This window comes from Thermacetogenium phaeum DSM 12270 (assembly GCF_000305935.1).
Taxonomy (GTDB): domain Bacteria; phylum Bacillota; class DSM-12270; order Thermacetogeniales; family Thermacetogeniaceae; genus Thermacetogenium; species Thermacetogenium phaeum.
This window is the reverse complement of record NC_018870.1, coordinates 303079-324530: the sequence shown is the minus strand read 5'-3', so window position 1 is coordinate 324530 and position 21452 is coordinate 303079. Positions and strand designations below refer to the sequence as shown.

Annotated in this window: 22 protein-coding genes and 5 pseudogenes; 8 read left to right on the top strand and 19 right to left on the bottom strand. The window is 49.6% G+C overall.

Annotated features, from left to right (window positions below):
- The first annotated feature begins 4 nt into the window (after positions 1-4).
- Genes TPH_RS01640 through TPH_RS01630 form a run of 3 tightly spaced genes read left to right on the top strand, consistent with a single transcriptional unit; the run spans position 5 to position 3350 of the window.
- Complete coding sequence (locus TPH_RS01640; RefSeq protein WP_015049490.1) at positions 5-934, top strand: energy-coupling factor transporter transmembrane component T; 930 nt, start codon at positions 5-7, stop codon at positions 932-934.
- Complete coding sequence (locus TPH_RS01635) at positions 907-2622, top strand: ABC transporter ATP-binding protein (protein ID WP_015049489.1); 1716 nt, start codon at positions 907-909, stop codon at positions 2620-2622. Before TPH_RS01640 ends, TPH_RS01635 begins: the two co-directional genes overlap by 28 nt.
- Complete coding sequence (locus TPH_RS01630; protein WP_015049488.1) at positions 2595-3350, top strand: ECF transporter S component; 756 nt, start codon at positions 2595-2597, stop codon at positions 3348-3350. The genes TPH_RS01635 and TPH_RS01630 overlap by 28 nt, the downstream gene beginning before the upstream one ends.
- 18 nt (positions 3351-3368) lie before the next feature.
- Here TPH_RS01630 and TPH_RS01625 read toward each other — a convergent pair whose 3' ends face one another.
- A complete protein-coding gene (locus TPH_RS01625; protein ID WP_015049487.1) occupies positions 3369-3617 on the bottom strand; it encodes a hypothetical protein in 249 nt (82 codons plus the stop codon).
- A gap of 45 nt (positions 3618-3662) precedes the next feature.
- Entirely contained in the window at positions 3663-3794 is a 132-nt protein-coding gene (locus TPH_RS16150) for a hypothetical protein (RefSeq protein WP_269077476.1), read from the bottom strand.
- 89 nt (positions 3795-3883) lie between these two features.
- On the opposite strand from TPH_RS16150, the gene TPH_RS01620 reads away from it, so the two are divergent.
- Positions 3884-4150 (top strand): type II toxin-antitoxin system Phd/YefM family antitoxin, encoded by a 267-nt coding sequence (locus TPH_RS01620; protein WP_015049486.1) that lies wholly within the window; start codon positions 3884-3886, stop codon positions 4148-4150.
- Positions 4147-4614 carry a type II toxin-antitoxin system VapC family toxin gene (locus tag TPH_RS01615; RefSeq protein ID WP_015049485.1) on the top strand — a complete coding sequence of 156 codons (468 nt, stop codon included), beginning with the start codon at positions 4147-4149 and terminating at the stop codon, positions 4612-4614. The genes TPH_RS01620 and TPH_RS01615 overlap by 4 nt, the downstream gene beginning before the upstream one ends.
- 293 nt (positions 4615-4907) lie before the next feature.
- Here TPH_RS01615 and TPH_RS01610 read toward each other — a convergent pair whose 3' ends face one another.
- From TPH_RS01610 to TPH_RS16680, 7 genes and pseudogenes are all read right to left on the bottom strand, one after another.
- Entirely contained in the window at positions 4908-6536 is a 1629-nt protein-coding gene (locus tag TPH_RS01610; protein ID WP_015049483.1) for a hypothetical protein, read from the bottom strand.
- The gene (locus TPH_RS01605; protein ID WP_015049482.1) at positions 6518-8155 is read right to left on the bottom strand and encodes a VPA1262 family N-terminal domain-containing protein; all 1638 of its coding nucleotides are present in this window, start codon (positions 8153-8155) and stop codon (positions 6518-6520) included. Before TPH_RS01605 ends, TPH_RS01610 begins: the two co-directional genes overlap by 19 nt.
- Positions 8156-8655: 500 nt before the next feature.
- Positions 8656-9075: a type II toxin-antitoxin system VapC family toxin gene (locus TPH_RS01595; protein WP_015049481.1), complete on the bottom strand. Its 420-nt coding sequence runs from the start codon at positions 9073-9075 to the stop codon at positions 8656-8658.
- A complete protein-coding gene (locus TPH_RS01590) occupies positions 9023-9301 on the bottom strand; it encodes an AbrB/MazE/SpoVT family DNA-binding domain-containing protein (RefSeq protein ID WP_015049480.1) in 279 nt (92 codons plus the stop codon). Before TPH_RS01590 ends, TPH_RS01595 begins: the two co-directional genes overlap by 53 nt.
- 384 nt (positions 9302-9685) lie before the next feature.
- Complete coding sequence (locus TPH_RS01585) at positions 9686-10006, bottom strand: hypothetical protein (protein ID WP_015049479.1); 321 nt, start codon at positions 10004-10006, stop codon at positions 9686-9688.
- 811 nt (positions 10007-10817) lie between these two features.
- Positions 10818-11075 (bottom strand): annotated as a pseudogene (locus TPH_RS16685) (flagellin); the annotation flags it as partial.
- A gap of 840 nt (positions 11076-11915) precedes the next feature.
- Positions 11916-12323: pseudogene (locus tag TPH_RS16680) on the bottom strand (flagellin N-terminal helical domain-containing protein); the annotation flags it as partial.
- Between the two features lie 618 nt (positions 12324-12941).
- On the opposite strand from TPH_RS16680, the gene TPH_RS01575 reads away from it, so the two are divergent.
- The 3 genes from TPH_RS01575 to TPH_RS01565 all read left to right on the top strand — a co-directional run bounded on the left by TPH_RS01575 (position 12942) and on the right by TPH_RS01565 (position 15985).
- Complete coding sequence (locus TPH_RS01575) at positions 12942-13220, top strand: YlcI/YnfO family protein (RefSeq protein WP_015049477.1); 279 nt, start codon at positions 12942-12944, stop codon at positions 13218-13220.
- Positions 13213-13632, top strand: coding sequence for a type II toxin-antitoxin system VapC family toxin (locus TPH_RS01570; RefSeq protein ID WP_148275813.1), 420 nt, complete (start codon positions 13213-13215; stop codon positions 13630-13632). The genes TPH_RS01575 and TPH_RS01570 overlap by 8 nt, the downstream gene beginning before the upstream one ends.
- Before the next feature lie 532 nt (positions 13633-14164).
- A complete protein-coding gene (locus TPH_RS01565) occupies positions 14165-15985 on the top strand; it encodes a sensor domain-containing diguanylate cyclase (protein WP_049886059.1) in 1821 nt (606 codons plus the stop codon).
- Between the two features lie 160 nt (positions 15986-16145).
- Here the strand turns inward: TPH_RS01565 and TPH_RS14585 are convergent, their stop codons facing one another.
- The 10 genes and pseudogenes from TPH_RS14585 to TPH_RS14570 all read right to left on the bottom strand — a co-directional run bounded on the left by TPH_RS14585 (position 16146) and on the right by TPH_RS14570 (position 21383).
- Entirely contained in the window at positions 16146-16358 is a 213-nt protein-coding gene (locus TPH_RS14585; RefSeq protein WP_081578562.1) for an AbrB/MazE/SpoVT family DNA-binding domain-containing protein, read from the bottom strand.
- 226 nt (positions 16359-16584) lie between these two features.
- A complete protein-coding gene (locus tag TPH_RS01560; protein WP_201764474.1) occupies positions 16585-16926 on the bottom strand; it encodes a PIN domain-containing protein in 342 nt (113 codons plus the stop codon).
- On the bottom strand, positions 16889-17146 hold the full coding sequence (locus TPH_RS01555) for an AbrB/MazE/SpoVT family DNA-binding domain-containing protein (RefSeq protein ID WP_015049473.1): 258 nt from the start codon (positions 17144-17146) through the stop codon (positions 16889-16891). The genes TPH_RS01560 and TPH_RS01555 overlap by 38 nt, the downstream gene beginning before the upstream one ends.
- Before the next feature lie 371 nt (positions 17147-17517).
- A pseudogene (locus tag TPH_RS16390) lies at positions 17518-17703 on the bottom strand (AbrB/MazE/SpoVT family DNA-binding domain-containing protein); the annotation flags it as partial.
- Between the two features lie 148 nt (positions 17704-17851).
- Entirely contained in the window at positions 17852-18304 is a 453-nt protein-coding gene (locus tag TPH_RS01550) for a PIN domain-containing protein (protein WP_015049472.1), read from the bottom strand.
- Positions 18301-18579, bottom strand: coding sequence for a helix-turn-helix domain-containing protein (locus tag TPH_RS01545; protein WP_015049471.1), 279 nt, complete (start codon positions 18577-18579; stop codon positions 18301-18303). Before TPH_RS01545 ends, TPH_RS01550 begins: the two co-directional genes overlap by 4 nt.
- Positions 18580-19231: 652 nt before the next feature.
- Positions 19232-19462, bottom strand: a pseudogene (locus TPH_RS16385) (type II toxin-antitoxin system RelE family toxin); the annotation flags it as partial.
- Positions 19463-19485: 23 nt separating this feature from the next.
- Positions 19486-19740 (bottom strand): hypothetical protein, encoded by a 255-nt coding sequence (locus tag TPH_RS01535; RefSeq protein WP_015049469.1) that lies wholly within the window; start codon positions 19738-19740, stop codon positions 19486-19488.
- Positions 19741-19834: 94 nt separating this feature from the next.
- A pseudogene (locus TPH_RS14575) lies at positions 19835-20104 on the bottom strand (PIN domain-containing protein); the annotation flags it as partial.
- Positions 20105-20624: 520 nt separating this feature from the next.
- Complete coding sequence (locus tag TPH_RS14570; RefSeq protein ID WP_081578560.1) at positions 20625-21383, bottom strand: methyltransferase; 759 nt, start codon at positions 21381-21383, stop codon at positions 20625-20627.
- Between the last annotated feature and the right edge of the window lie 69 nt (positions 21384-21452).

Here is a 21452-nt window from a genome sequence, read left to right as displayed (position 1 = left end):
AACGATGCTGGATCGCTTGTTTTACGAGGATAAAGGGGTTCTGCTGCAAAACCTCCACAGCGTGACCGCCCTGAGCTACCCGGCAGTTTTATTCGCCCTGGCCCTTCTTTTCTCCCACCCACTCTATCTGGCCGGCATCTTTCTCGTCAGCGCCCTTGCCGTCGTCACCGCAGAGGCCATGGAAAAGTGGGAGTTCTACTTGAAAGCCGGCATCTGGATGGCGCTCCTGATCATGATCATCAACCCCCTCTCCTTTCACGGCGGAAAAACCATCATCTGGCGCGGCCCCACCCTGCCCATCGTAGGCGACGCCTCCATCTGCCTGGAGGCAATCTGCTACGGAGCCGCCATGGGAATACGGCTGCTGTCCATCCTGACGATCTTCTGCCTGGCAGCGGCGGTGGTCCACCCCGACAGGTTCCTGAGCCTTTTTTCCCGTTTTGCGTACAAGTCCGCACTGGTGGTTTCCCTGGCCACGAGGATGCTGCCTGCTGCGGCAAGAGAGCTGGCAAAGGCGCGGGTAATGCTCCAGATGAGGGGTGTGGACTATACTGCCGGGAATTTGAAGGAGCGGCTGAAAAAATATTCCTGGCTGCTCGACATCCTTCTTTTATCTTCCCTTGAGGGTGCTCTCCAAACGGCAGAAGCCATGCAGGCCCGGGCCTTCGGCAGCGGCCCCCGCTCCCGCTACCGGCGCGAGCTCTGGCGCCCCCGCGACCTCCTCTGCCTGGCGTCCTGCTGTTTGGCCCTGGCATTCTCCTTTTACGCCAAGGCCAAGGGTTACGCCGACTACAACTACTATCCGCAGTTAGGGGCTTTAATGCCCCACCCATCCTCACCGGTCCTGTTGGGAATCATTCTGGCAAACCTGGCTTTGCCCTCACTCTTAAACTGGGGGTGGAAACGTTGCCCTTATTTGAGATCGAAAATCTGACCTACTTCTATCCCGAAAGCCGCACACCGGCGTTGGACGACGTCAATCTCGACGTTGAAGAAGGGGAACTCCTCTTGATCGCGGGAGGTTCGGGTTCGGGCAAATCCTCCCTGGCGCGCCTTCTGGCGGGGCTGATTCCCGCCTTTTACGGCGGAACGCTGGCAGGCAGGGTTCTTTTCAGGGGGAAGAGCTTAACAGAAACCGCCTCCCCTCACCTAAACACCCAGATCGGCATCGTCTTCCAGGACCCCGAGAAACAGCTGGTGATGACCACAGTCGAAGCCGAAATAGCCTTCGGCCTGGAAAACCTGGGGCTGCCGCAGGAGGAGATGCTGCGCCGCCTTTCCGAGGTTATGAGCTTTCTCGGCCTCACCCCCCTCAAGGACGAATTTACCGCCAACCTTTCGGGGGGGCAAAAGCAGAAGGTGGCCCTGGCGGCGGTGTTGGCCATGCAGCCCAGGGTGCTGATCCTGGACGAGCCTACCTCTCAGCTGGACCCACCGGCGGCCGACGAGTTCTTCAATCTGGTGGAGCGCTTAAACAAGGAAATGGGCTACACCGTGGTCCTGATCGAACAGCGGCTGGAAAGGTGCTTTCACCTTGCCGACCGCCTGGCGATCATGGAGAGAGGAAGAATTCTCCGGAGCGGCCCCGTCAAAGAGGTGGCCCGGTGGGAGGTCGAGAACTCCCTCCCCTTTCTACCCCCCGTTGCGAAATTCTTCGCCGAACTCCGGTGGCCCTCCCTCCCCCTTACCGTAAAAGAAGGCCGCCGGGAACTGAAGAGGTTTTACGGGGGCACACCCGTCTTCGGAAAAGAGGAGCCGCAGCACCTGCGGCTGCGCTCCACACCGCCTGCCCGAGAAGGAGGGCGGGACAGACCGGTCCTGGAGGTCAAAAACGTCTGGTTTACCTACCCCAACGGCAAAGAGGCCCTGAAAGGGGTGAACCTGAAGGTAAACCGGGGGGAATTGGCGGTGGTCATCGGGGAAAACGCCGCAGGCAAAAGCACCCTGTTAAAACAGATGGCGGGAATTTTAAAGCCCTCCCGCGGCAGCGTGCTCCTTGCGGGAAGGGATACCCGCACCCTTTCCCTACCGGAGCTGGGGCGCCGCGTCGGCTACCTCGCCCAAAACCCGGACGACACCCTGTTCCAGGACAGTGTAGAGGAAGAGCTCCGGTTCACCCTCGACAACCTGGGCCTGGAAGACGGAGGGGTGATCGACGGCGTCCTGAAAAAGCTGGACCTCGAACGGCACCGGAAGGCCAACCCCAGGGACTTAAGCAGCGGAGAGCGCCAGCGGGTCGCCCTGGCCGCCGTCCTCGTCGCCCGACCGGAGCTGCTGATACTGGACGAACCGACGCGGGGGATCGACTGCCGCCTCAAAGAAGAATTGGGCGGCCTGCTCGCCGGACTGGTGAAGGAAGGACTCACCGTGGTAATGGTGACCCACGACGTGGAATTCGCCGCCGAATACGCAGGGCGGGTCGTTATGATGTTCGACGGGAGGATCGTGAACGACGGCTCCAAAGAAGAGGTGCTGGCGGGCTCAACCTTCTATTCGCCGCAAATGGCGAGGCTGTTTAAGGACTTTGCGGCGGAGGGAGTTCTGACCGTCAGGGAAGGGATCGAAAAAATTTCTGCGAACGGAGACATCGCCCTATGTACGGGAACAAAGGCAAGCCTTTAGCGGTCTTCATCGGCATCGTTCTCACCGCCGGAATGCTGGCCGCCGGCCTCCGGCAGCAAAACTGGGGCCTCCTCACCACGGCCCTCATGCTCACGTTCCTCATCCTCGCTTATCTGGGCTTTGAGCGCGGCGCCCTTTCCTCGCGGGAAATCGGCCTGATCGCCGTCCTGGGAACGGTGGCCGCAGTCGCCCGACTGCCCTTCGCCGCCATTCCCAACCTCCAGCCGGTGACCTTTATGGTGATCGTCTCCGGCTTCGTCTTCGGCCCCGGCGCAGGCTTCATGGTCGGGTCAACGGCCGCCCTCGTTTCCAACTTCTTTCTCGGGCACGGGCCGTGGACGCTGTGGCAGATGCTGGGATGGGGGTTGGCCGGAATATCGGCAGGGCTGCTGAGAAAACTCTGCCCGCGGATCGGAACCGCAGGAATGACGCTGTTCTGCTTTGCCTGGGGCTACCTATACGGATGGATCATCAACCTCTGGTTCTGGACGGGCTTTCTCCATCCCCTCAACTGGGAGTCTTTGCTCGCCGCCTGCGCCGCCAGCTTCTGGTTCGACACCTTACACGCCCTGGGCAACGCAGTGTTTTACCTGACGTTGGGCCACCGGATAATCAAAATACTCGAACGCTTCCGGAAAAAAATAACGTTCACCCCGCTAACAAAGCAGCCTGCTGGTGGAGAACATCACCGCGATGAATCAATGCGATCCAGTCAGCTGTGTCGATAAAAACGGACTTTCTCGCCGTCATCTTTTTTCTGTTCCATAAAGATAATGATCATGCTGGTGGGCTAAATCACCCGGAAGTTCATTTATTATCAATGGTGCCCATTCATCTACGGTTAAAAAAGGGTCGGATTCAAAATCCGGCTTTTTTTCTATTTCCCGTTCAGGAATTACAATTACTTTTGTTCCTTCCGGCATTGAGTTGCCGTCTTCTAAAACGACAACATTACCGGTTACAATTCCTTTATAATATTTATTTTTTTTACCCATTTACAAGACGCCTCTCTTTTTATACAGATTATACCATGCGCCGAGTCAGTCGCTCAAAGCATGTGCGGTATCCCCGTTTCTCCAGACGTTGATGTTAACACTGCCGGGCTGGATGAAGAGATACGCCCATTTCCCGAGGATGTTTCTCGCCCTCTGCTCCGCCGCCGCGAAGTCCATGTCAGTAGCGTACTTTCTCCGTTTGTGTGATAACATATTTGATTTTGTAGCTACATACATGCTAGAATGTGGCTACAGGAGGTGGTTTTATGAAGGCGGGTATAAGAGAGGTTAAGAACCGCTTTAGCGAATACCTCAGACGCGTCAAAAAGGGAGAAATACTGCTCATAACGGAACGCAACGTACCTATTGCAAAGCTGGTTCCGACTCAGGGAGAGGAGCAGGTTTCTGTTTTAACCATGGTAGAACAGGGAATGGCGTCCTGGCGTGGCGGAAAGCCCCAGGGAATAGCGACGCCGCCGGTTATTAGCGGCAATAAATCAATTGCGGCATTGGTGGTGAAGGATCGCCGTTGATCTGCTACCTTGATACCAGCGCTTTGGTGAAACTCTACGTCCAGGAACAGGGCTCGGAGATGGTTCATAAGTTGGTTGACGAAGCCTCCGTGGTGGTCACCAGCAAAGTTGCCTATGCAGAAGCCCGCGCTGCTCTCGCAAGGGGCTTCATGGATGGCTATATAGAGGAAAAGGATTACCGCCAGGTTGTGGCGGCTCTTCAAAACGACTGGCCGAAATGTCTCGTGATAGAAGTCACGGATTCTCTCGTCTTCCTCGCCGGAGAACTGGCCGAAAAATACTGTCTCAGAGGTTTTGACGCCATTCACCTTGCTTCTGCAGTGACTTTGAAGACGCAGGTGAAGAAAAGAATAGCGGCGGGCTGCTTTGACGACAGGTTGTGGGAGGCCTTGCGCGCCGTAGATATCAAAGTGCTGCCGGAGAGGAAACCCTCTCTGTTTTTAACGAGCAAGGCCGAGAGTTGAAAAAACAGAAAGCCCAGCCCGCGCGTGCCCGGCCCATTATCAGCTGCCGCCCAACTCACTATGGAACCCCGTCCTACAGCGACTACTCCTGAGAATGGCACAATTGCATAGAAATCGCTCGTCGTGTTAACCCGTGAAACCTCTGTTCCAATCGATTCATCCAACTGCCCCCGGAAGCCCATCGTATCAATCCCCTCGCATACAAATTGAGTTATATGATGCACTCACGGCATATACAGATTCGGCCTCTATGTACCAAGTTCTTGCTGCTGTCGGATATCTTTAGCATAGAACTAATTTTGGTAAGATTTTAGGATCTCCATAAATATATCAGACATTTTATTGGATTCACCGGCATCCCCAGGCATTCTCTCCCAATTGCGTTGATCCATAAAGTATTTTTGAAGAAATTTCAAAGAATAAGATATTTCAGATATAGAATCATCCGGGGGTAGCATCGACCATGCTTTGGCATGCGCACGAATTCCAGCGTAAAGTGCTTTTCTGCGCTGTTCTTCTGCCATAGGACTTTTAAACCACATTCCATCTGTCAGTTGTAATCGACGGCATAGGCCCTTGAGAAATTGGACCGATCTTCGCCTGGTCTGCCATCTTTTCGACAATGCGTAAAATACAGATAAATCTAAACTAGTAAAAGGTAAAAAGTTATAACTATCCACCTCATCTGTGCAATTATATGATTTACACAAGATTTCCAACCATTTCTTTAATACTGCTTTATTCAGCGCTTCGAGCAACGATGAATTATCTTTTTCCAAAGCTCTCTGAATGCCGTACAATAAAAACATGACTCCCGGATCAAAGTGCGGTGGATTCCATAGATTAAACTCTTGCTCAATAAATTCTCCAGACAGATTTTGGGAGATTCCTTTGCCCAGATACTGTCCAAGAAAAAATAATAAATAACGAATCTCCGATCTTCTTAGATCGAGTCCCGGCATGGCATCCAGTAAATAGCGCAAAACCCCAGCTTTTTTTGTATCCAGCAGGAGAACAATTGTCCTTCCCATATAGACAGTAATCATTCTCCTGAAAGCCCGTTCCTCAATTTTTTCACGTCCATCCACACACATCCTGCAACCAAGCAAAAGTTTACTAAGATGATAAAACACTTCCATCCTTGCCCATATGCCACCATTCTCGGCAATTTTCCAGAGTGTTACGAGATCATAAGCGTATTCAGGATCTTCACATACCAAACAAACAAAAACTGGAGTTTCAGTTGCTGCCACCATTTTGGCAAAAAGATCTTTATCACAGTAATAAACAAGAGCTAACACCACTGCATAAGGGCCTTCTAAATAATCCAGGTGGCCGGCATGCCATCTTTGCATAAAACTAGTAACTTTTGAAATATTACCATCTTTTATTCCTTCTTCATACTCACGCAGAACATGCTCTTCCCATGTACCCCTGCTAGATTCTCTTAGAGAAAGCTTGCAATCAAAAAAGTAATTTGTATGCAAGCACTCAGATATAGCATCTTTGATGTTTTTTGTGATATCCGGACAGGTTTCTATGATCACGCGCAGTATAACAACAGGCATTTCCAGCAGGTTGTAGAGAGCAGCAAATTGAAGTAAAATTTCTTTTGTTTGCTTCCTCGCGAAATGCAGCAGGCCACCTACTACCAGCTTCAACTGCCACCCCCTTTCATTCCATAAGGCTTCCTCACTCAAAAACTCATCCCGTTCTACAATTTCTCCCATTAACACTTTTGAGAGCATTTCTGCTTTTTCTTCCACAAGATTTTTATAATCTTGTTCATAATTCTCCCAGGCTGTATAATCTCGAAGCAAAGCTTCCAATTCAGCCAGCATCTGCCTAAAAGTTCTACCCCGGTATATATCAATTGTTTTTTTCCGCTTGAGAAATAATTTTTCTAAGGCCATATGACGCACTGATCGAGTTCCTCCCAAAGAAGTTCAAAAGCATCCAGCACAGGCTGAGCATGCTCCACTTTCATCAAAATGCTATGTGATTGGCCGAGAGCATTTATCGAACAGCCCAGTGACCATACCTTTGGTTCAAGACCGGGAAAGATCAAAAATCTATCATGAAATTTCCATCCCCGGCAGCCATGCTGACAGCGGACTTCCAGATTAACTTTTCTTTGCTGTACAGCTTTTGATAAAAATCCTTTTAAATGACGCATCCAATCCTCGCAATTGCAAATTTCAATACCATTTCTTACGGCAATTTTCCTGACAAATTTGTTAAATGATGTTATCACTTTGAGAGGGGCATCATTGATCTCACACGCAAATATTGTTGAAATAATATCCCTGCCATCAGCGAAAGGATCCCAGAGGTAAACCCCATTTTCGCCGTGCCATTTGATCAGTTGATGTATATCTCGAAGTGCCCTTTCCCAATCCTGGGCTCCTCCCACACCATATTGCACGAACTCCAGACGTCTTTCCAGTTCTCTTTTCGAAGCCAGATTTGATCTTTTATTAACCCATTCACGCCACTCTGGGATTTTACCACTTGACATATGTTCTATAGAAACCGGCTGAATTGTATAAGTGAATGCGGGCTGCCGTTTACCACGGGGAGGAACATTAATTGTCACCTTTTCATGATTCAAATTACGGAGAGACACCCCAATTAAATTAATCAAGTGAAATGCTTTCTGGTATAAGATAATATTATTATCTCTGCTCATCACTTGGATAGACATCTCTCCCTGGGTTGTTCCTACTCTTAATCTTGCAGAAGATTCAGATACAGTCGTGTTGCAGCAACCCAGGATGATCTTATCATGCTTTGAATCCAACTGAATATTAACAACTCGCCGTTCATTCACAACTAGAGGATGCCAGCGTAGCGATACATTTATATGCTCACCATCTTTTTCGCCGCGTGCCTCTATTTTTAACAAGTTCACAGGAAACTGAAAGATAATATTTTCCCAACGGTCACTTATATACTCCAGGTCGATTGGTATACAGTCATTGACTGCTTGGTATAGTTTTTTTACAGCAGGCGATATCTTTCCTAAAGCATATTCAGGATTTAATTTCTTATAGAATTCCTTTTTTTCACAAAAAAGTTCAAAAACATAACTGGGGTAACGGTGAGGATTTTTCAGAATGCTGTTAAGGGGAACATCAGATGATGAGGGAACAAAATGCTTACTCAGTATATTGCATTCGGCAATTTGCAATTCAGGACAGCCGGGCTGTTGCCATCTTCCTTTTCTGCAAGCATCTTCATACAGTCTAACCGCATCTGCAACCATTGCTCGTTGTGATACAACAGACAATCTCAAGTCGTTTGTAATCTTGACCGGATGCTTTGTATGATATTTTCGGCGATAATCACGAAAAGGTAATTCTTCAAAAACGACAATAGTAAAAACATTTTTATGCCATCCATACTTCTGTGACGAAAGGATAATGCTTGTAATAGAACAGGAATTGTAAAATCCAACCATACCGGAAAAAGCAAAATTTCGAAATTCTTCAATTAGTTGTTCCAGTTCATCTGATGATTTCGAAACCCTTTCTTTATACAAACACCCTTCCTCCTCCTCGCACAATAGTTTTTAAGCTCCTGATCACTGAGCACATATCGCCCGGCCCGGGTGGCCGTCCTGGTGCGGGAACGGCGCCCGGAGCCTTTGCGCAACAGACGGTCTCGGTTATAAGTAATGCGCCGGACCGGAAAGGGCTGCCCCACAGCAAAAATCACATCCTGCGCAACTGCAGGAGGAGCGGAAGCCCCTACCTTTTGCGCTGATTCACGGAAATTTTTCGGATCTTGAATTATGCCCACAATTCAGCGGATAGGAGCTTGAGGTAGTGGGGTAGGATACCTGGTGGCAGCAGGTGTCGTAGATCCCGATGTCGGTGCTCTCGAAACAGCCAAACGCCTTCCGGATGGTGTGCACCTTGTAGAGGACATCCTCGAATGAAGGAATCTGGCGGCAACCCCCTTGCTATTGCCTGCGGCCGGGTTGTTCCATCCCCCTGGAGCTGCGGGAACCGTTGGGATAAAAGTAAATCAATTGGGGGGTTAGCGCTGTTTGGGTTTTTCCGGGAGCCAGTGAACCGGTGCGACCCCCTCCGCCTTTTTAAACTCGGGGTCACCCGTTACCACAGTTCCCCCGCTGCGCCGGGCCAGGGCGAGCGCGAAGCAGTCGGCGTAAGAAACGGCGTGTTTTGCCTTGATCTCCGCCGCTGCGAGGGCAAGGCCCCGGTCGGCGTCTACAACCGTAACCGGAAGGGCATCCAGCGCAGACAGAAGTTTGCGCCTGCCTCCCGCCCCGGCCTTCCGCTGGGTAACGTAGGCGACCTCCCCAAGGTTGACGGCGGACAGGATCAGGGATGCTTTCCCTGCAGCGGCTTCCCGGAGCAGTCCCTCCACCTGGGCTGCTCCTTCTTCATCCTGGAAGTACGCCAGCACCGCGTAGCTGTCCAGCACGTAGCTCTTCACGGGCAGCTTCCTCCTTCCTGGCCTCCAGCAACTCTTCCACCAAGGGAAAACCCTTGAGCATTCCCCTGAAAGCAGCAATCGGGTCCTCGGGGAGAGGTGTGATCACCAGGCCCTCCTCCCCTTCCACGAGGAGGACCTTGCTTCCCGGGCGGATCTTGAGTTTGGCGCGGAGTTCCTTCGGTATGACCACCCACCCTTTTTGTGATACGGTAGCAATATAAGGCATACTTTTGAGCCTCCATGGATAACTTCTCACTCACAAGTATAACCCTGCCGGGGCACGATCGTCAAGCGCTGTTTCCTGCAAACGCGGATCACCGCCCTCCCCCACGAGTATATCAAGTGAGGAAAGTTCCGAGGGATGCTTTCCCGAAGCAGGGAGCGGGAAGCAGCTGCCGGCGTTAACCCGGTGCCTGGGGAAAAATCTTTGTGAAACTGGAGAATTATCTATTGCAAAAAAAGCGGAAAGGGTAAAGTTTGTGTCTTAATTGCTACCCAATTTTACCTTAGCTAAGAAATTTTTTAGATCCCCCTATTGATATAAAAGGTCTATCTCCATATAGCATCCTTGTGTTCCTTTTCACATTTGCGGCGATGCCATGCAAGTATTTCAACGTTGTCTTAATAGCAAACCCTGCTTAAGAGGCCGTGGACACCGCTGGTATTGAAAATCTTTTAGCGTTGCCACGGTCATCCACACTATCGAAACGTCATGGGCATGGCGCTCTTTCCACCCCTCTGCTATTAAGTAATTCTTAACTTCGTCTGGATGTATATAATCACCAGTTTCATAGAGTTGATCAAAAACATCTACTGCCTTATTAAGGTCAAGGGGATGATAAATACCCGTGGCTAAATTTACATGCTTCGTAATTATATCTAGGGCGCTCTTGCAAGTGTTGGTTATTTGAGTAGCTTTCTCGAGTTGCATAGTAAGTACTCCTTTCTGGTATTAATTCACAATAGCTCAGAGATTGGCAGATATGAATTAACAGAATTAACAAATAAAAGTTACCGGCTGCGGACACTCTGATCAAAGATAGAATATTCGGTTACGGGTTCCACCGGAATTCACACCATTCATCAGTTCCAAATCAACACCACGATCTAAAGTAAATCTGTTGTAGTTTTTGTGTAAATGGAATCCAAAAGCTCGGTCTAACCAGCGAGGCTATAGCTCAATTAGCGTAACCGGGACCTCTTCGGGACATCATGCAGATGTAGAAAATTTTGCTCATATTTGCAAAATATAGAGCAAGATTCGTACTCTATACCCACGCAATGAGTCTCAATAAAGTTTCTGTCGCTTATTTTTTTACCGTTTCCTAACCTAAAGAGGGCCAGACAATTAATTTCCATATCGCCCGATACGTAAAACGGACATGGTATTATTTTCCGCCCCCCAAGTCTTACTGACAATTTGAGGAAGTTGGCAAAGTATGTTACCGAAATTATTTCAGGTGTAAGTATGCAATACGAATGCAAGATAGTATTACTGACCATCCGTTGTTGTGGCGTCCGATTTCAGGATAGGCAGTTGCGATGTTAGCCAACTCATCAGCAAGGGCCTGTACACCGCTTTCGTATTTTCCAGTTAACATAGAATAATCTCTACCCCTCTTTCCGAGCCATACTCAAAAAGCAGAACACCTCAATCTGAACTTAAGTTAGTCGTTGCTTATGACTACGGGCAGATAACAAGATAAGGTCCCAGTTTTGTCTGGGACCTCACCCTTGATTACTTACCGACCGAGGAGTTGCAGCACCATCTGCGGCTGCTGGTTGGCCTGCGCCAGCATGGCGGTCGCCGCCTGCTGCAGGATGCTCATCTTGGTGAACTCCATCATCTCCTTGGCCATGTCCACGTCGCGGATGCGTGATTCGGCAGCTGTCAGGTTCTCAGCAGCAGTACCGAGATTGTTGATGGTGTGCTCGAGACGGTTCTGAACAGCACCCAGTTTAGAGCGCTCGGCAGATACGACCTCAATGGCATTTTCGATTTTCGTTATAGCAGCATTCGCGCTCGTCTGCGTACGAACATCTATGCCTTTAACAGCAACAGCCTCCTTATCAAGCACGCCGTCACCGTCTGAATCAACAGCCGCCGAAGAACGTCCCGCTGTATAATCAGTATTCGTTACGGTGAATGTAGCAGTCTCACCCGCTGTAGGTGCTGTGGCTCCAGTAGTAAAGGTAAGAGTCTTACCGTCAGACAGCGTGACGGTGTACGCAGTATTTGCTGCAAAAGCAGTATCGCCATTATCGTAAGTCGCAACTACCTTCCCATCACTATCTGTAATTTCAGCTATATCGACATTCATGCCATCGCTTTTAATTGTAAGCGTGTAAGTTCCATCTGCCAAAGCATCTTTATCGCTGACCTCTACTGCAGCAATACTCGTTCCCGATGTCAAATCAGCACCCGATGCGCCGATGTAAATAGTTGATGTGTCACCAGCGCTCATTGCTTGGTCGTATACTAACGTAATAACATCTGTTCCATCACTATTCTGTAAAGTCACGGGATCAGCCGCAGCTGTGTAACCCGTCTTCGACGCAATAACATTTCCTTCGGCATCTTTTAGCGTTATATCAACGCCGCTTGTAGCATTCGCTGCAACTTCAACAGTATAGGTTCCTTCCGTCAAATACTGAGTTCCTTCAATATCTGCACCTATCAACTTAGCAGTATTAGTAGCTCCATTAGAAACAACTTTTGCACTTACAGAGGCAACATCTTCTGTTAGCCCAAGAGTATAAGCGTCCATTGCGTTAATGCTTAAAGACAGGTTCTGGTTTTCGTTAGCGCCGATATGGAATACACCCGTAAAGGCACCGCCCAGGAGATTCTTGGTATTAAACTCAGTATTGTTGGAAATACGGCTGAGCTCTTTCGCCAGCTGGTCGATCTCCTTCTGGATTTCCGCCCTGTCAGCTTCGGTGTTGGTGTCGCTGGCGGACTGAACGGCTAACTCCCGCATCCGCTGGAGGATTGAGTGGGTCTCGTTAAGGGCACCCTCTGCCGTCTGGATCAGTGAGATGGCGTCCTGAGCATTCTTAGAGGCCATCTCCAACCCCCGGATCTGCCCTCTCATCTTCTCGCTGATGGCCAGTCCCGCGGCGTCGTCTCCGGCGCGGTTGATCCTCATTCCCGAAGACAGCTTCTCCAGGGATTTGTTGCCTAGCGCCTGATTGGTGGCAAGCTGGCGGTAGGCGTTCAAGGCCGAAATGTTGTGGTTAATCCTCATTCACGCATTACCTCCTTGTTTTCGTTTCGGCAGGCGTCCGTTCCCGCCGTTTTTCAACTGCATCGAGCAGCCAAAACATCCTTCCCGGCTTACAGTTTCGCCGCATGGGATACCGGGCCGCTTAATACCGTACTGACTCAACACTGCACCAAATACACAAATGCTTACCCGTCGTCCTCTTTCCCCATATCCGCTACAGACGCCGTTCCCTGCCCTGCAGGGACTTCGGCCGGACATCCCTCACCGGCCGTATGGATCACACCCTTAACTTATGCCGCCTACAGCGCATCACCCCCTTCACCTAAAACGGGCACCCATCGGATCACCCCGAGGTTTCCGCCCGCGGGGAACCGGCACTGATTGCCTTCTCATTTACCTTTATCGTCGCTTCCGCAAAAAACTTAAACCAAATCGCTTCCGGTTGCATTCGAATAACCCCGAATTTTCGCCGATATCCCCCGAACTGCAACCATTTCAATGCCCGTTCATCTTTTTTCACAACGCCGGAAAACCGGATCGGCGCAGGGGATACCCTTTTATTTTAAGGCCTATTGCACACTTCTCGGCATGTGTTATACTTAGTGTAATACCACAACACAAAGCGAGGTGACTGTTTTCATGGCCAACCCCGGTAAGAACTCAAAAATAACGGCAGTAAGGTTGCCTCTCAATATTCTCAAAGAAATTGATGCGATAGCGGGCAAAGGAAACCGCTCAAAATTTATCCTCTCCTCCATTGAGAAAGAATTAAAGAGGCAAAAACGCCTGGCTTACGTCCAAAAAGAAGAAGGCTTCATTAGTGGTGAACTGGTACCTGACAGAAGGCCGGAAGAAGGGGATGATACATTGGCTTTTATCAACCGCTTGCGCGAAAAGAATGTAAGGTCGGATGATTAAAATGCTCAAAAGAGCAATCCGTGGAGCCTTGCTTGATACCGACTTCTTAATCGATTTAAATCGTAGCAAGCGCAACCAATGGCGGCAAAGGGCGGAAAAACTATTGCATGACATTAATTCGGAAGAACTGTTTGTATCCAGTGTTACAGTAATTGAATTTTTGACCGGGATTCCAGAAAATAGGCAAGCAGAGGCCCAAAACATGCTCGAGGAACTATACTGTTATGCCACACCAACTTATAAAGAGGCTGCTTTAGCCGTGAGACTCCGTTGTGACTGGCTGGCGAAAGGCCACACATTATCTGTAGCAGACGTGGTCAACGCTGCCATCGCTATATCCCGGAACCTGACCCTCGTTACGCGGAATCCTGCTCGTTATCCGTTTGACCAACTAACAATTCTGAGCTGGTGAGCCGGCATTATTTATTACGATAATCCTGCCATGAAAATAGACCGCATACCCTGCCGGTCTGCCGCTCGACTTCCGATTCCAGGCCGGACAGGACGACGGCTCGCTTCGGGACAGCTCTGAGATGCTGCGTAACATATTGCTTGTCCTGTTACCCGGCCTTCCATAGGTCGCTCGCCGGCAGACCCGTCGGGTATTTTCATACTCTGTTGGTGCCGCCGCCAGCGGCGTGAGGGTCTGCCTTGAAAATAGATCGCGCCCCCAATCCCCCAATGTGACCCAGGTGCCACCGCCTCACACACCAGCAGGAAGCGGGGCAAGAAGTCCAGGCCGTCCAACATTGCTTATTAACTCATATTACATCGCACACCCAGTCTGCAGTATTCGGTGCGCCTTCTGCTAATTAAAAACACTGCTTGAAAAAGGAATAATACTTTGTGTATTATTACTTTGTGTATTGTATGAATTTTTCCAGCAAGTGTTTTTTGTAATAAACAAGCAAGTCAGGGATAGCCCAATGAATAGAAGAGCACAAATGAAAAAAGATCAAGAACAGTATCACAAGTCAGAACAGCATCAAAAGTCGAAAACAGCATTGATCTGCCATCGCTTTTTTTTATTGGCCTTAATAGCGACAACCACAGGTTGGTTTTTTTCTTTTAAACTCCACCCGATTGGCAAACTGGACCTTCAAGATGTGATCATCGAAGGTCTCACCCTCTCATGCATTCTTATCTCCTATATCTATATCTTGCGTCTCAAGATTAACTTTTTGCAATTGGGCTGGTCATTATTTACGCTTGGCCGGTTAATTGACTTTTTTGACGAATTTACTTCCGAACCAGAACTCTTCGACACAACACTGGAAGGCATCCTCGTTATAAGCGGCCTTACTCTCGTCGTTGTAGGTTTTTCCCGTGCTTACTCCAGCCTAAAAGATGAAATCGAACTGCGGAAAAAAGCTCAGGATGAACTTAGCGCCATCTTTGAAGCCAGCCCGGTGGGGATAATCAAGATTGACGATGAATTCAGAATCGAGCGCATTAACCGAGCTATGAGGAAGATTTTGGGGTTGAAAGAAGGCGAAGAAACTCTAACCATAGGCACGGATGTAAGGACGATCCCTTCCGTCGGGCAAGCCGGGCTGGATAAACTATTCGATAAATACCGGGAAAACAAAACAGTTGTTCTGGAGACGCCTTTTCGGTCACTTTACGGCAGAGAATGTTATTTGGAAATTGCAGCCAATCCGATAATGAAAAACGGGGACTTCAGGGGTGCTATCATCGTTGTTAAGGATATTACAGAGCGCAAAAGAATCGAAGAGCGGATCAACCACCTTGAGAACATTAGGCGTTGTGTGCTCGACGTTATGTGCACCATCATTGCGGAAAAGAACCCGGAAAAACTGCTTCAGAAGGCCTGCAAAATTTTAACCCAGAAAAGGAGCTACATCTTCGCCTGGCTCGGGATGACCGAAAAAAACACAAAAAGAGTGATACCGGTAGCCAAAGCCGGTTTCGAAGATGGCTACCTGGAAGCAGTAAAGATCACCTGGGATGAGGCGGATACCGGCATGGGTCCTACCGGCAGAGCCGTCAAAACAAGACAACCGAAAGTGGTGAGAAATACTGCCGACGACCCTACTTTCGAGCCCTGGCGCTTTGAAGCAAAAAAGAGGGGCTACGCTTCTTCCGCAGCCATACCTTTGATATATGAAGATGAAGTCTTTGGAGTTCTCAACGTTTATTCCATACACCCGAACGCTTTTGATGACGAAGAAATGGAGCTCCTCCAGATGCTCGCAAAGAGCCTGGCCCATGCCCTCCACAGTCTGGAAACAGAAGAAAAGCTGCGGAAACAGGCCATAAGAGACGGGCTCACAGGTCTTTACAACCGCATTTACTTCACTGAGAGAATCCAGAAAGAGGTAGAACGCGCCAGGCGCTACAGACACCCGCTTTCTTTTGTGATGATGGATGTAAACAACTTCAAAGAAATAAATGACCGTTACTCACACATGGAAGGGGACGAAGTCCTCAAAGAGGTGGCAGAAACTTTGCTGAATTCTGTTCGGGAAATCGACCTCTCTTTCCGCTACGGTGGTGACGAATTCCTGCTGATCATTCCGGAAATAGAAGAATCAGGTGCACAAAAGGTTGTGGAGAGAATCAAAGGCAAGCTGGAGGTCCTTAGTGAAGAAAGGAAAAGCGTTGGCAAACCACCTGTAGAGTTGAGCTTCGGCATCGCCACCTGGAGGCCGGAAACCGGGGAAAAGTGGGAAGAGGTGCTGAAAGAAAGCGATCTTCGGATGTACGAAAACAAAATGAGAAAACAAAGCCCAGGCCCAGCATGATTTTGTGCACGTACATTTGCCAGGAGCGCTACCTGTAGTCTTCCCTCTTCAAAAAGATGGAATAAAGGATTTAAAACGGCGTCGTAAGGGCTAATACCTTGCAAAAAATAGATTATTGCATTCGTGTCAAGTAATAATCGCTTGACATGGGCAATTCTGTTCAAGAAAGTGTCTTGCCCCATGTTTCGCGTTCCTTCCTGATGTAATCGTTGACCTCTTCCGGAGTTCGGCCATAGACGTTCTTCAATGAACCGGCCAATAGTTCCGTATAACTTGTAGTCTTCGGCGAAAGAATAATTTTGTCCCCTTGAACCTCTAATAACATTTTTTGTCCCGGCTGGATGCCGAGCTTATTATAAATTGCAGCAGGCAAAGTTATTTGCCGCTAACTGGAAACTCTTACTATAACCTGCTCCACTTTTTGCCCTCCATATAGTTCTTTCTTAAAGGGTATTATAAACTCAGTAACTGGTCATAACAACAGCTTACTGGAACGGCAAAGCAGCGGAGCTATTTAAGGCTCAATCCTTTTAATTCCCGAAAACTTATCAAAATGACGATCGTAAGAGTAAATCTCCAGCTGCCTTTCCGCTGCCATTTTAGCGGCAACAAAAGCATCCGTCCAGTCTATGTTTTTTTTCTACATACCACTTCAGAGCATTCCTGGCCACCGATTTGCTTGAAAGACGCATGCCGCGAAGTGAGATCAGAGGGAGCAATAATTCCCTTATCCTGGCTTTAGGTTGGCGATAAAACTTTTCCAATGTCCATACTATGTCCGCAATAACCAGATCAGGTAAAAATACTTTCTCGTCTCCGCTTTCAACCCTCTGCAAAAGGGCAGAACATCGTTCGGCCTTTTCAGGGTCATCATTCAATAGAAAACGAAGTACGATATTGGCATCAATCACCTTGGCCTTCCTTTGCAATTTCTCCGGCAACCTCCCCCATAGCGTGGTGGCGCGCCTTCAAGAAGTCCTGTTCCCCATCAACCTGCAAGCTGCCTTTCAGAGCGGCTATACCCTTGCCGTCTTTTTCAATCTGCACAACGTCTCCTCTGATAACAAAACGAAGGCGGGAACCCGGTGTGACCCCTAAAAATTTGCGTATTTCTGCCGGAATGGTTACCTGGCCTTTTGACGAAACTTTTGCAATTGGCATAACTACCTAACTCCTTTTACTTTACTTTTATTTTATAGTAAAGGTAGCGGCTTTAAATGTAAACCCTCGTGTTTCTTTGCCGCTCGTTCCAGCCGTTGATAATAGGATCCAGCCTCTTACAGAGGGCAGAAACAGTCGATGCAGAGAACGAGGTGCCGCAGCGCGGGGTTGATCATATCGCCTCCAAGTACCGGGTTTTGTCAGAAACCTGCCCTGTAGCAACAGCAACACCAACAGAAACCGTTCATCACGATGAGCCCCGCCGTCCAGCGGGCGGCAATTTTCGAACCACAGAAGAGTGTTGTGGATGATCGAACCACAAGGAGGATGCCCACATCAGCTTTTTGGGGATGAAACAAACTGCGAGGGGTTTAATGGCATAGTGCTGAGAAGGTCGGGTCGGAATAATCGAAAGAATCGCTTGACATGGGCAATTCTGTTCTTGTAGTCTTCGGCGAAAGAATAATTTTGTCCCCTTGAACTTCTAATAACATTTTTTGTCCCGGCTGGATGCCGAGCTTTTTATAAATTGCAGCAGGCAAAGTTATTTGCCGCTTACTGGAAAAACGTCTAACAGCAACAAAATAAGGAGATCATCTGCTGCCAGAATGAACTGATCCCCTCGTGTTTCTTTGCCGCCAATCTTCCGCACCAGGCGCACAGCCACCTTTTTCGCTTAGCGGTCACATCACTTTCAACCTGGTTTCAATCTTCTTTCGTTAGCTCTGAAACTAGGCCTTCTAGAAATTCGCCAGTATCCTTAACAGGTATAGGAAACCCTTCTTTCACTTTCTCGGTCAGTATATGGCGTTTATCCAAAGAAACCAAGAAATCCGCTGCTGCCTTATAAGCACCAGCAAGCACATGGCAATCCTTTTCTGCAACCATACTTTTCCATTGGGCTTTTTCTTCTGGTGTAGGTTGGTCTACTATCTCTACTTCCGTGGTCCCAAGTTCCTGATAGTAGCGCAGTAGAGCCTCCTTGCCCATTTTGGTCTTTATGTTCCGCTCAGCCTCCCAAAGGATCTCCTTGGTAGCCACAATTTTGAGGTAACCCGCCCTTGCAAGTTTGAGGATTGCTGCCAACCCGCCACTAGGAGAACCCGCAGCCGCTATCCAGCAACTCGCATCTAAGAAAACCTTGATTTTTTCGCTCATCGGTTGAGCAGACGTTCTACCTGGCGGGCCACTTCTGGCGCGATTTTATCAGCCTTTAGAAATCCGCGAATCTCTTGGCGGGTATATTCTCTTTGCGGCAGACTCTTTTGAAAGCTCCTATCTTCCAGAAAGGCCTCTAGGTCGCTTTCCCTTATCCGCCACAGCCTTCCCACCCTGACGCCCTTTAACTTTCCCTGCCACAGCCATTTTCTCACACTCTTGGGACTTACCGCGAGAAGTTCCGCTGCCTCTTCCGGTGTCAAAAGCCTTTTCACTTTAAGCTACCTCCTGCTTTTTAGCTTACCCTTTTTTCCTCTTTATTTATCTTTGTCTCTATGATACCCTTCTGTATCCCACACGTCAACGTCAAAGGCCGCGCCTTCACCGCATAAATTTTTAAAACTCTTCCTTTTGTGCACCTTCCTGGCGACTACTCCTGTCACGCCACTGCAGACCTGGCCCAATTCAATCCCGGATACAGCCACGAAATCGGCTGGGTTCAGGGAAATCGGCCTTCGGAGAAAGCGGAGTTCGACAGTCCACAGACAAACAGAAGGCCGGAAGCCGTATGGAGCAAGGGTTTCAGGATGTGCGTTTCTAAAGGTGTGTTACTAGGCGTCCCTCTAGCCTGTGGGGCTTATGGAGAAAAGAAGTGGTGGTTCTTTGACGGCTAAACGCCTTGAAAATTTGCTTCTGACCAGGGGTGGTTTCGGTCCGCTGCCTTAGGTGACCGGCTGTTCCGCTGAACTCTCCCAGGTGCATTTTCTGCTGGGTGGCTCTGAGGGGCTGCACCAGGTTTGAACTCCGGCCTTCGGCCTACCTCATCCCGTTTTTATGAGAATGGTTCTGCGGGCTGGTGCCCCTGAAAAATTAAAGCGGCTATCTTTTTGTTTGTACAAGCCGCTCTGTTGAATCACTTTTTTTAGTTTACTTTCGGTAGGCTTCCCTGCGGTGTTTGATTTCGGCGATGTGGACTTCCCTCGTTTTGAACTGGTATCGGAAAGTTACCCGCCAGTCGCCTACTCGCAGCCTGTACCTTCCCTCGTAACCTTCCAGTTTGATGATGTCGCCCTGAGGTGGGAAGGATCGCAAGCTGTTTTCAATTGCGCTCTTAATTCGTAACTGCACGTCTTTTTCGAGATGCTTCAAGCTACTTAATGGCCTTGGGCGAAAAGATCACTTCAAATTCCAAGTTCTTTCCAGACATCTTCTGCCTTCACGCCCCTGCCTGCATCGATATCGGCGAACGCTTCCTCCTCAATCTCCGCAGCTTCTTCCGGCATGACCTTCTCGGTCGGCCAAGCCATGGACTCCACAATCACCTGCAAAGCCTCTACCTGTTCATCGGTCAGCCGGTCAATAAGAGCTTTTACGTACTCGCGCGCTACTGCCATATTAATCACCCCAAGTCCATTATAACCTTTCGTAAGCAACATAGCCACTCCTCGTGGTCCTCCCCGGCGTGCTCAGAAAAATCCTCAAGGCATTATGAATCCTGCACCTTGACCTCATTTGGCTGCCTCACTCTACTTACCCGGCGGGGAGCCAGCGAACCGGTGCGACCCCCTCCGCCTTTTTAAACTCGGGGTCACCCGTTACCACAGTTCCCCCGCTGCGCCGGGCCAGGGCGAGCGCGAAGCAGTCGGCGTAAGAAACGGCGTGTTTTGTCTTGATCTCCGCCGCCGCGAGGGCAAGGCCCCGGTCGGCGTCTACAATCGCAACCGGAAGGACATCCAGCGCAGACAGAAGTTTACGCCTGCCTCCCGCCCCGGCCTTCCGCTGGGTAATGTAGGCGACCTCCCCAAGGTTGACGTATAACCCTGCCGGGGCACGATCGTCAAGCGCTGTTTCCTACAGACGCAGATCACCGCCCTCCCCCACGAGTATATCAAGTGAGGAAAGTTCCGAGGGATGCTTTCCCGAAGCAGGGAGCGGAAAGCAGCTGCCGGCGTTAACCCGGTGCCTAGGGCGGTTTATTAGGCGTATTTTATGGCGATAAACCTGGGGAGAGGACCCATATAAAGAAGGGCCAAAAGGAAAACGCCAGAAGAAGGAGCAAAGGTATTAGCTGCCCGTGAACCCAATCCGAATATGAGACCAGATCCCGATTTCCCAGACGATACCCGTTTATGGGCTGCCTTACAATCCATCAGCGGTGGAACGTGGAGAGGCTGCGTTTACGATGTGGACCGAATTCTAAAAGTGATCGAAGCCGGCAAACAGCGTGTGGGAATGTAATAGCCGTCAAGTGACGACCAGGAAAAACGCTTCTCCTCAAACCGCCGGTCATATTTAGCTTTCTAACCACCTCAGACCTTCTTCAAGAGGGCTTCTTCTCATACAGCACTACCCCCTCCGCCAGAGCTCTCCTCAGAAAAACGCCATCTTTCAAGGTCTCAAACTCTTCCTCGGTATAGACGAAAATGTCAGCGTCAACACGCGGCCTCAGCTCCCGGTAGACCCAGCCGCTCCTTTCCACAAACGGCAGCTCGCTGTCCATCACTACCAGCAGATCAACGTCCGTGAACAGGTCCAGGCGGCCGCGCGCCATCGAGCCGAAGAGCACAATCTTTTGTGCACCCAGCCTCTGCAGCTCCCCAGTCAGCCGCGCCACCTCCGAGCGCAGCAGAGCTACATGCCTCTCCCTTTCTTCCGCAAGTTTCGCTGCGTCCACCAGGAACCACCCGCCCAGCAAAAATTTCCCTGCCCTCGCCAATAGTTTACCACAAACTCCTACCACCCAAACCATCGCTGCAGGCCGAGGTCTTTTCTCGATTTCAGAGCCACCGCCGAACAGCTGCTCGTAATCAAGATAACGCTCCCCAAACTGTTGCTCCATGCTCCTCTCTTCGAGCGGAATAATAATAAAGAAGTTGGCCACCAGGAAGAAGAGGACGGGAAAAAGGGACGTACTCAGTGTTCCCAGCAAGACAGGCATGCCGAGGAGCCAGATCAACATCCCGAGATACATCGGATTACGGCTGAAGCGAAACGGCCCCGAGGTCACCAAAACTGAAGACTCTCGATTTAACTGAAAACAAGCTCCTGCTCTATGAAACAGATCAGCAGCCCAGGCCATTAAAGCGACGGGATAAAACAAACTGCGAGGGGTTTAATGGCATAGTGCTGAGAAGGTCGGGTCGGAATA

Bases quoted from the DNA above. Each gene is read 5' to 3' on its own strand.
- TPH_RS01640 (WP_015049490.1), top strand. From the start codon at position 5: ATGCTGGATCGCTTGTTTTACGAGGATAAAGGGGTTCTGCTGCAAAAC.
- TPH_RS01630 (WP_015049488.1), top strand. From the start codon at position 2,595: ATGTACGGGAACAAAGGCAAGCCTTTAGCGGTCTTCATCGGCATCGTT.
- TPH_RS01625 (WP_015049487.1), bottom strand. From the start codon at position 3,617: ATGGGTAAAAAAAATAAATATTATAAAGGAATTGTAACCGGTAATGTT.
- TPH_RS16150 (WP_269077476.1), bottom strand. From the start codon at position 3,794: ATGGACTTCGCGGCGGCGGAGCAGAGGGCGAGAAACATCCTCGGGAAA.
- TPH_RS01620 (WP_015049486.1), top strand. From the start codon at position 3,884: ATGAAGGCGGGTATAAGAGAGGTTAAGAACCGCTTTAGCGAATACCTC.
- TPH_RS01590 (WP_015049480.1), bottom strand. From the start codon at position 9,301: ATGCCTTATATTGCTACCGTATCACAAAAAGGGTGGGTGGTCATACCG.
- TPH_RS01585 (WP_015049479.1), bottom strand. From the start codon at position 10,006: ATGCAACTCGAGAAAGCTACTCAAATAACCAACACTTGCAAGAGCGCC.
- TPH_RS01575 (WP_015049477.1), top strand. From the start codon at position 12,942: ATGGCCAACCCCGGTAAGAACTCAAAAATAACGGCAGTAAGGTTGCCT.
- TPH_RS01570 (WP_148275813.1), top strand. From the start codon at position 13,213: ATGATTAAAATGCTCAAAAGAGCAATCCGTGGAGCCTTGCTTGATACC.
- TPH_RS01565 (WP_049886059.1), top strand. From the start codon at position 14,165: ATGAAAAAAGATCAAGAACAGTATCACAAGTCAGAACAGCATCAAAAG.
- TPH_RS01555 (WP_015049473.1), bottom strand. From the start codon at position 17,146: ATGCCAATTGCAAAAGTTTCGTCAAAAGGCCAGGTAACCATTCCGGCA.
- TPH_RS01550 (WP_015049472.1), bottom strand. From the start codon at position 18,304: ATGAGCGAAAAAATCAAGGTTTTCTTAGATGCGAGTTGCTGGATAGCG.
- TPH_RS01535 (WP_015049469.1), bottom strand. From the start codon at position 19,740: ATGTTGCTTACGAAAGGTTATAATGGACTTGGGGTGATTAATATGGCA.
- TPH_RS14570 (WP_081578560.1), bottom strand. From the start codon at position 21,383: ATGGCCTGGGCTGCTGATCTGTTTCATAGAGCAGGAGCTTGTTTTCAG.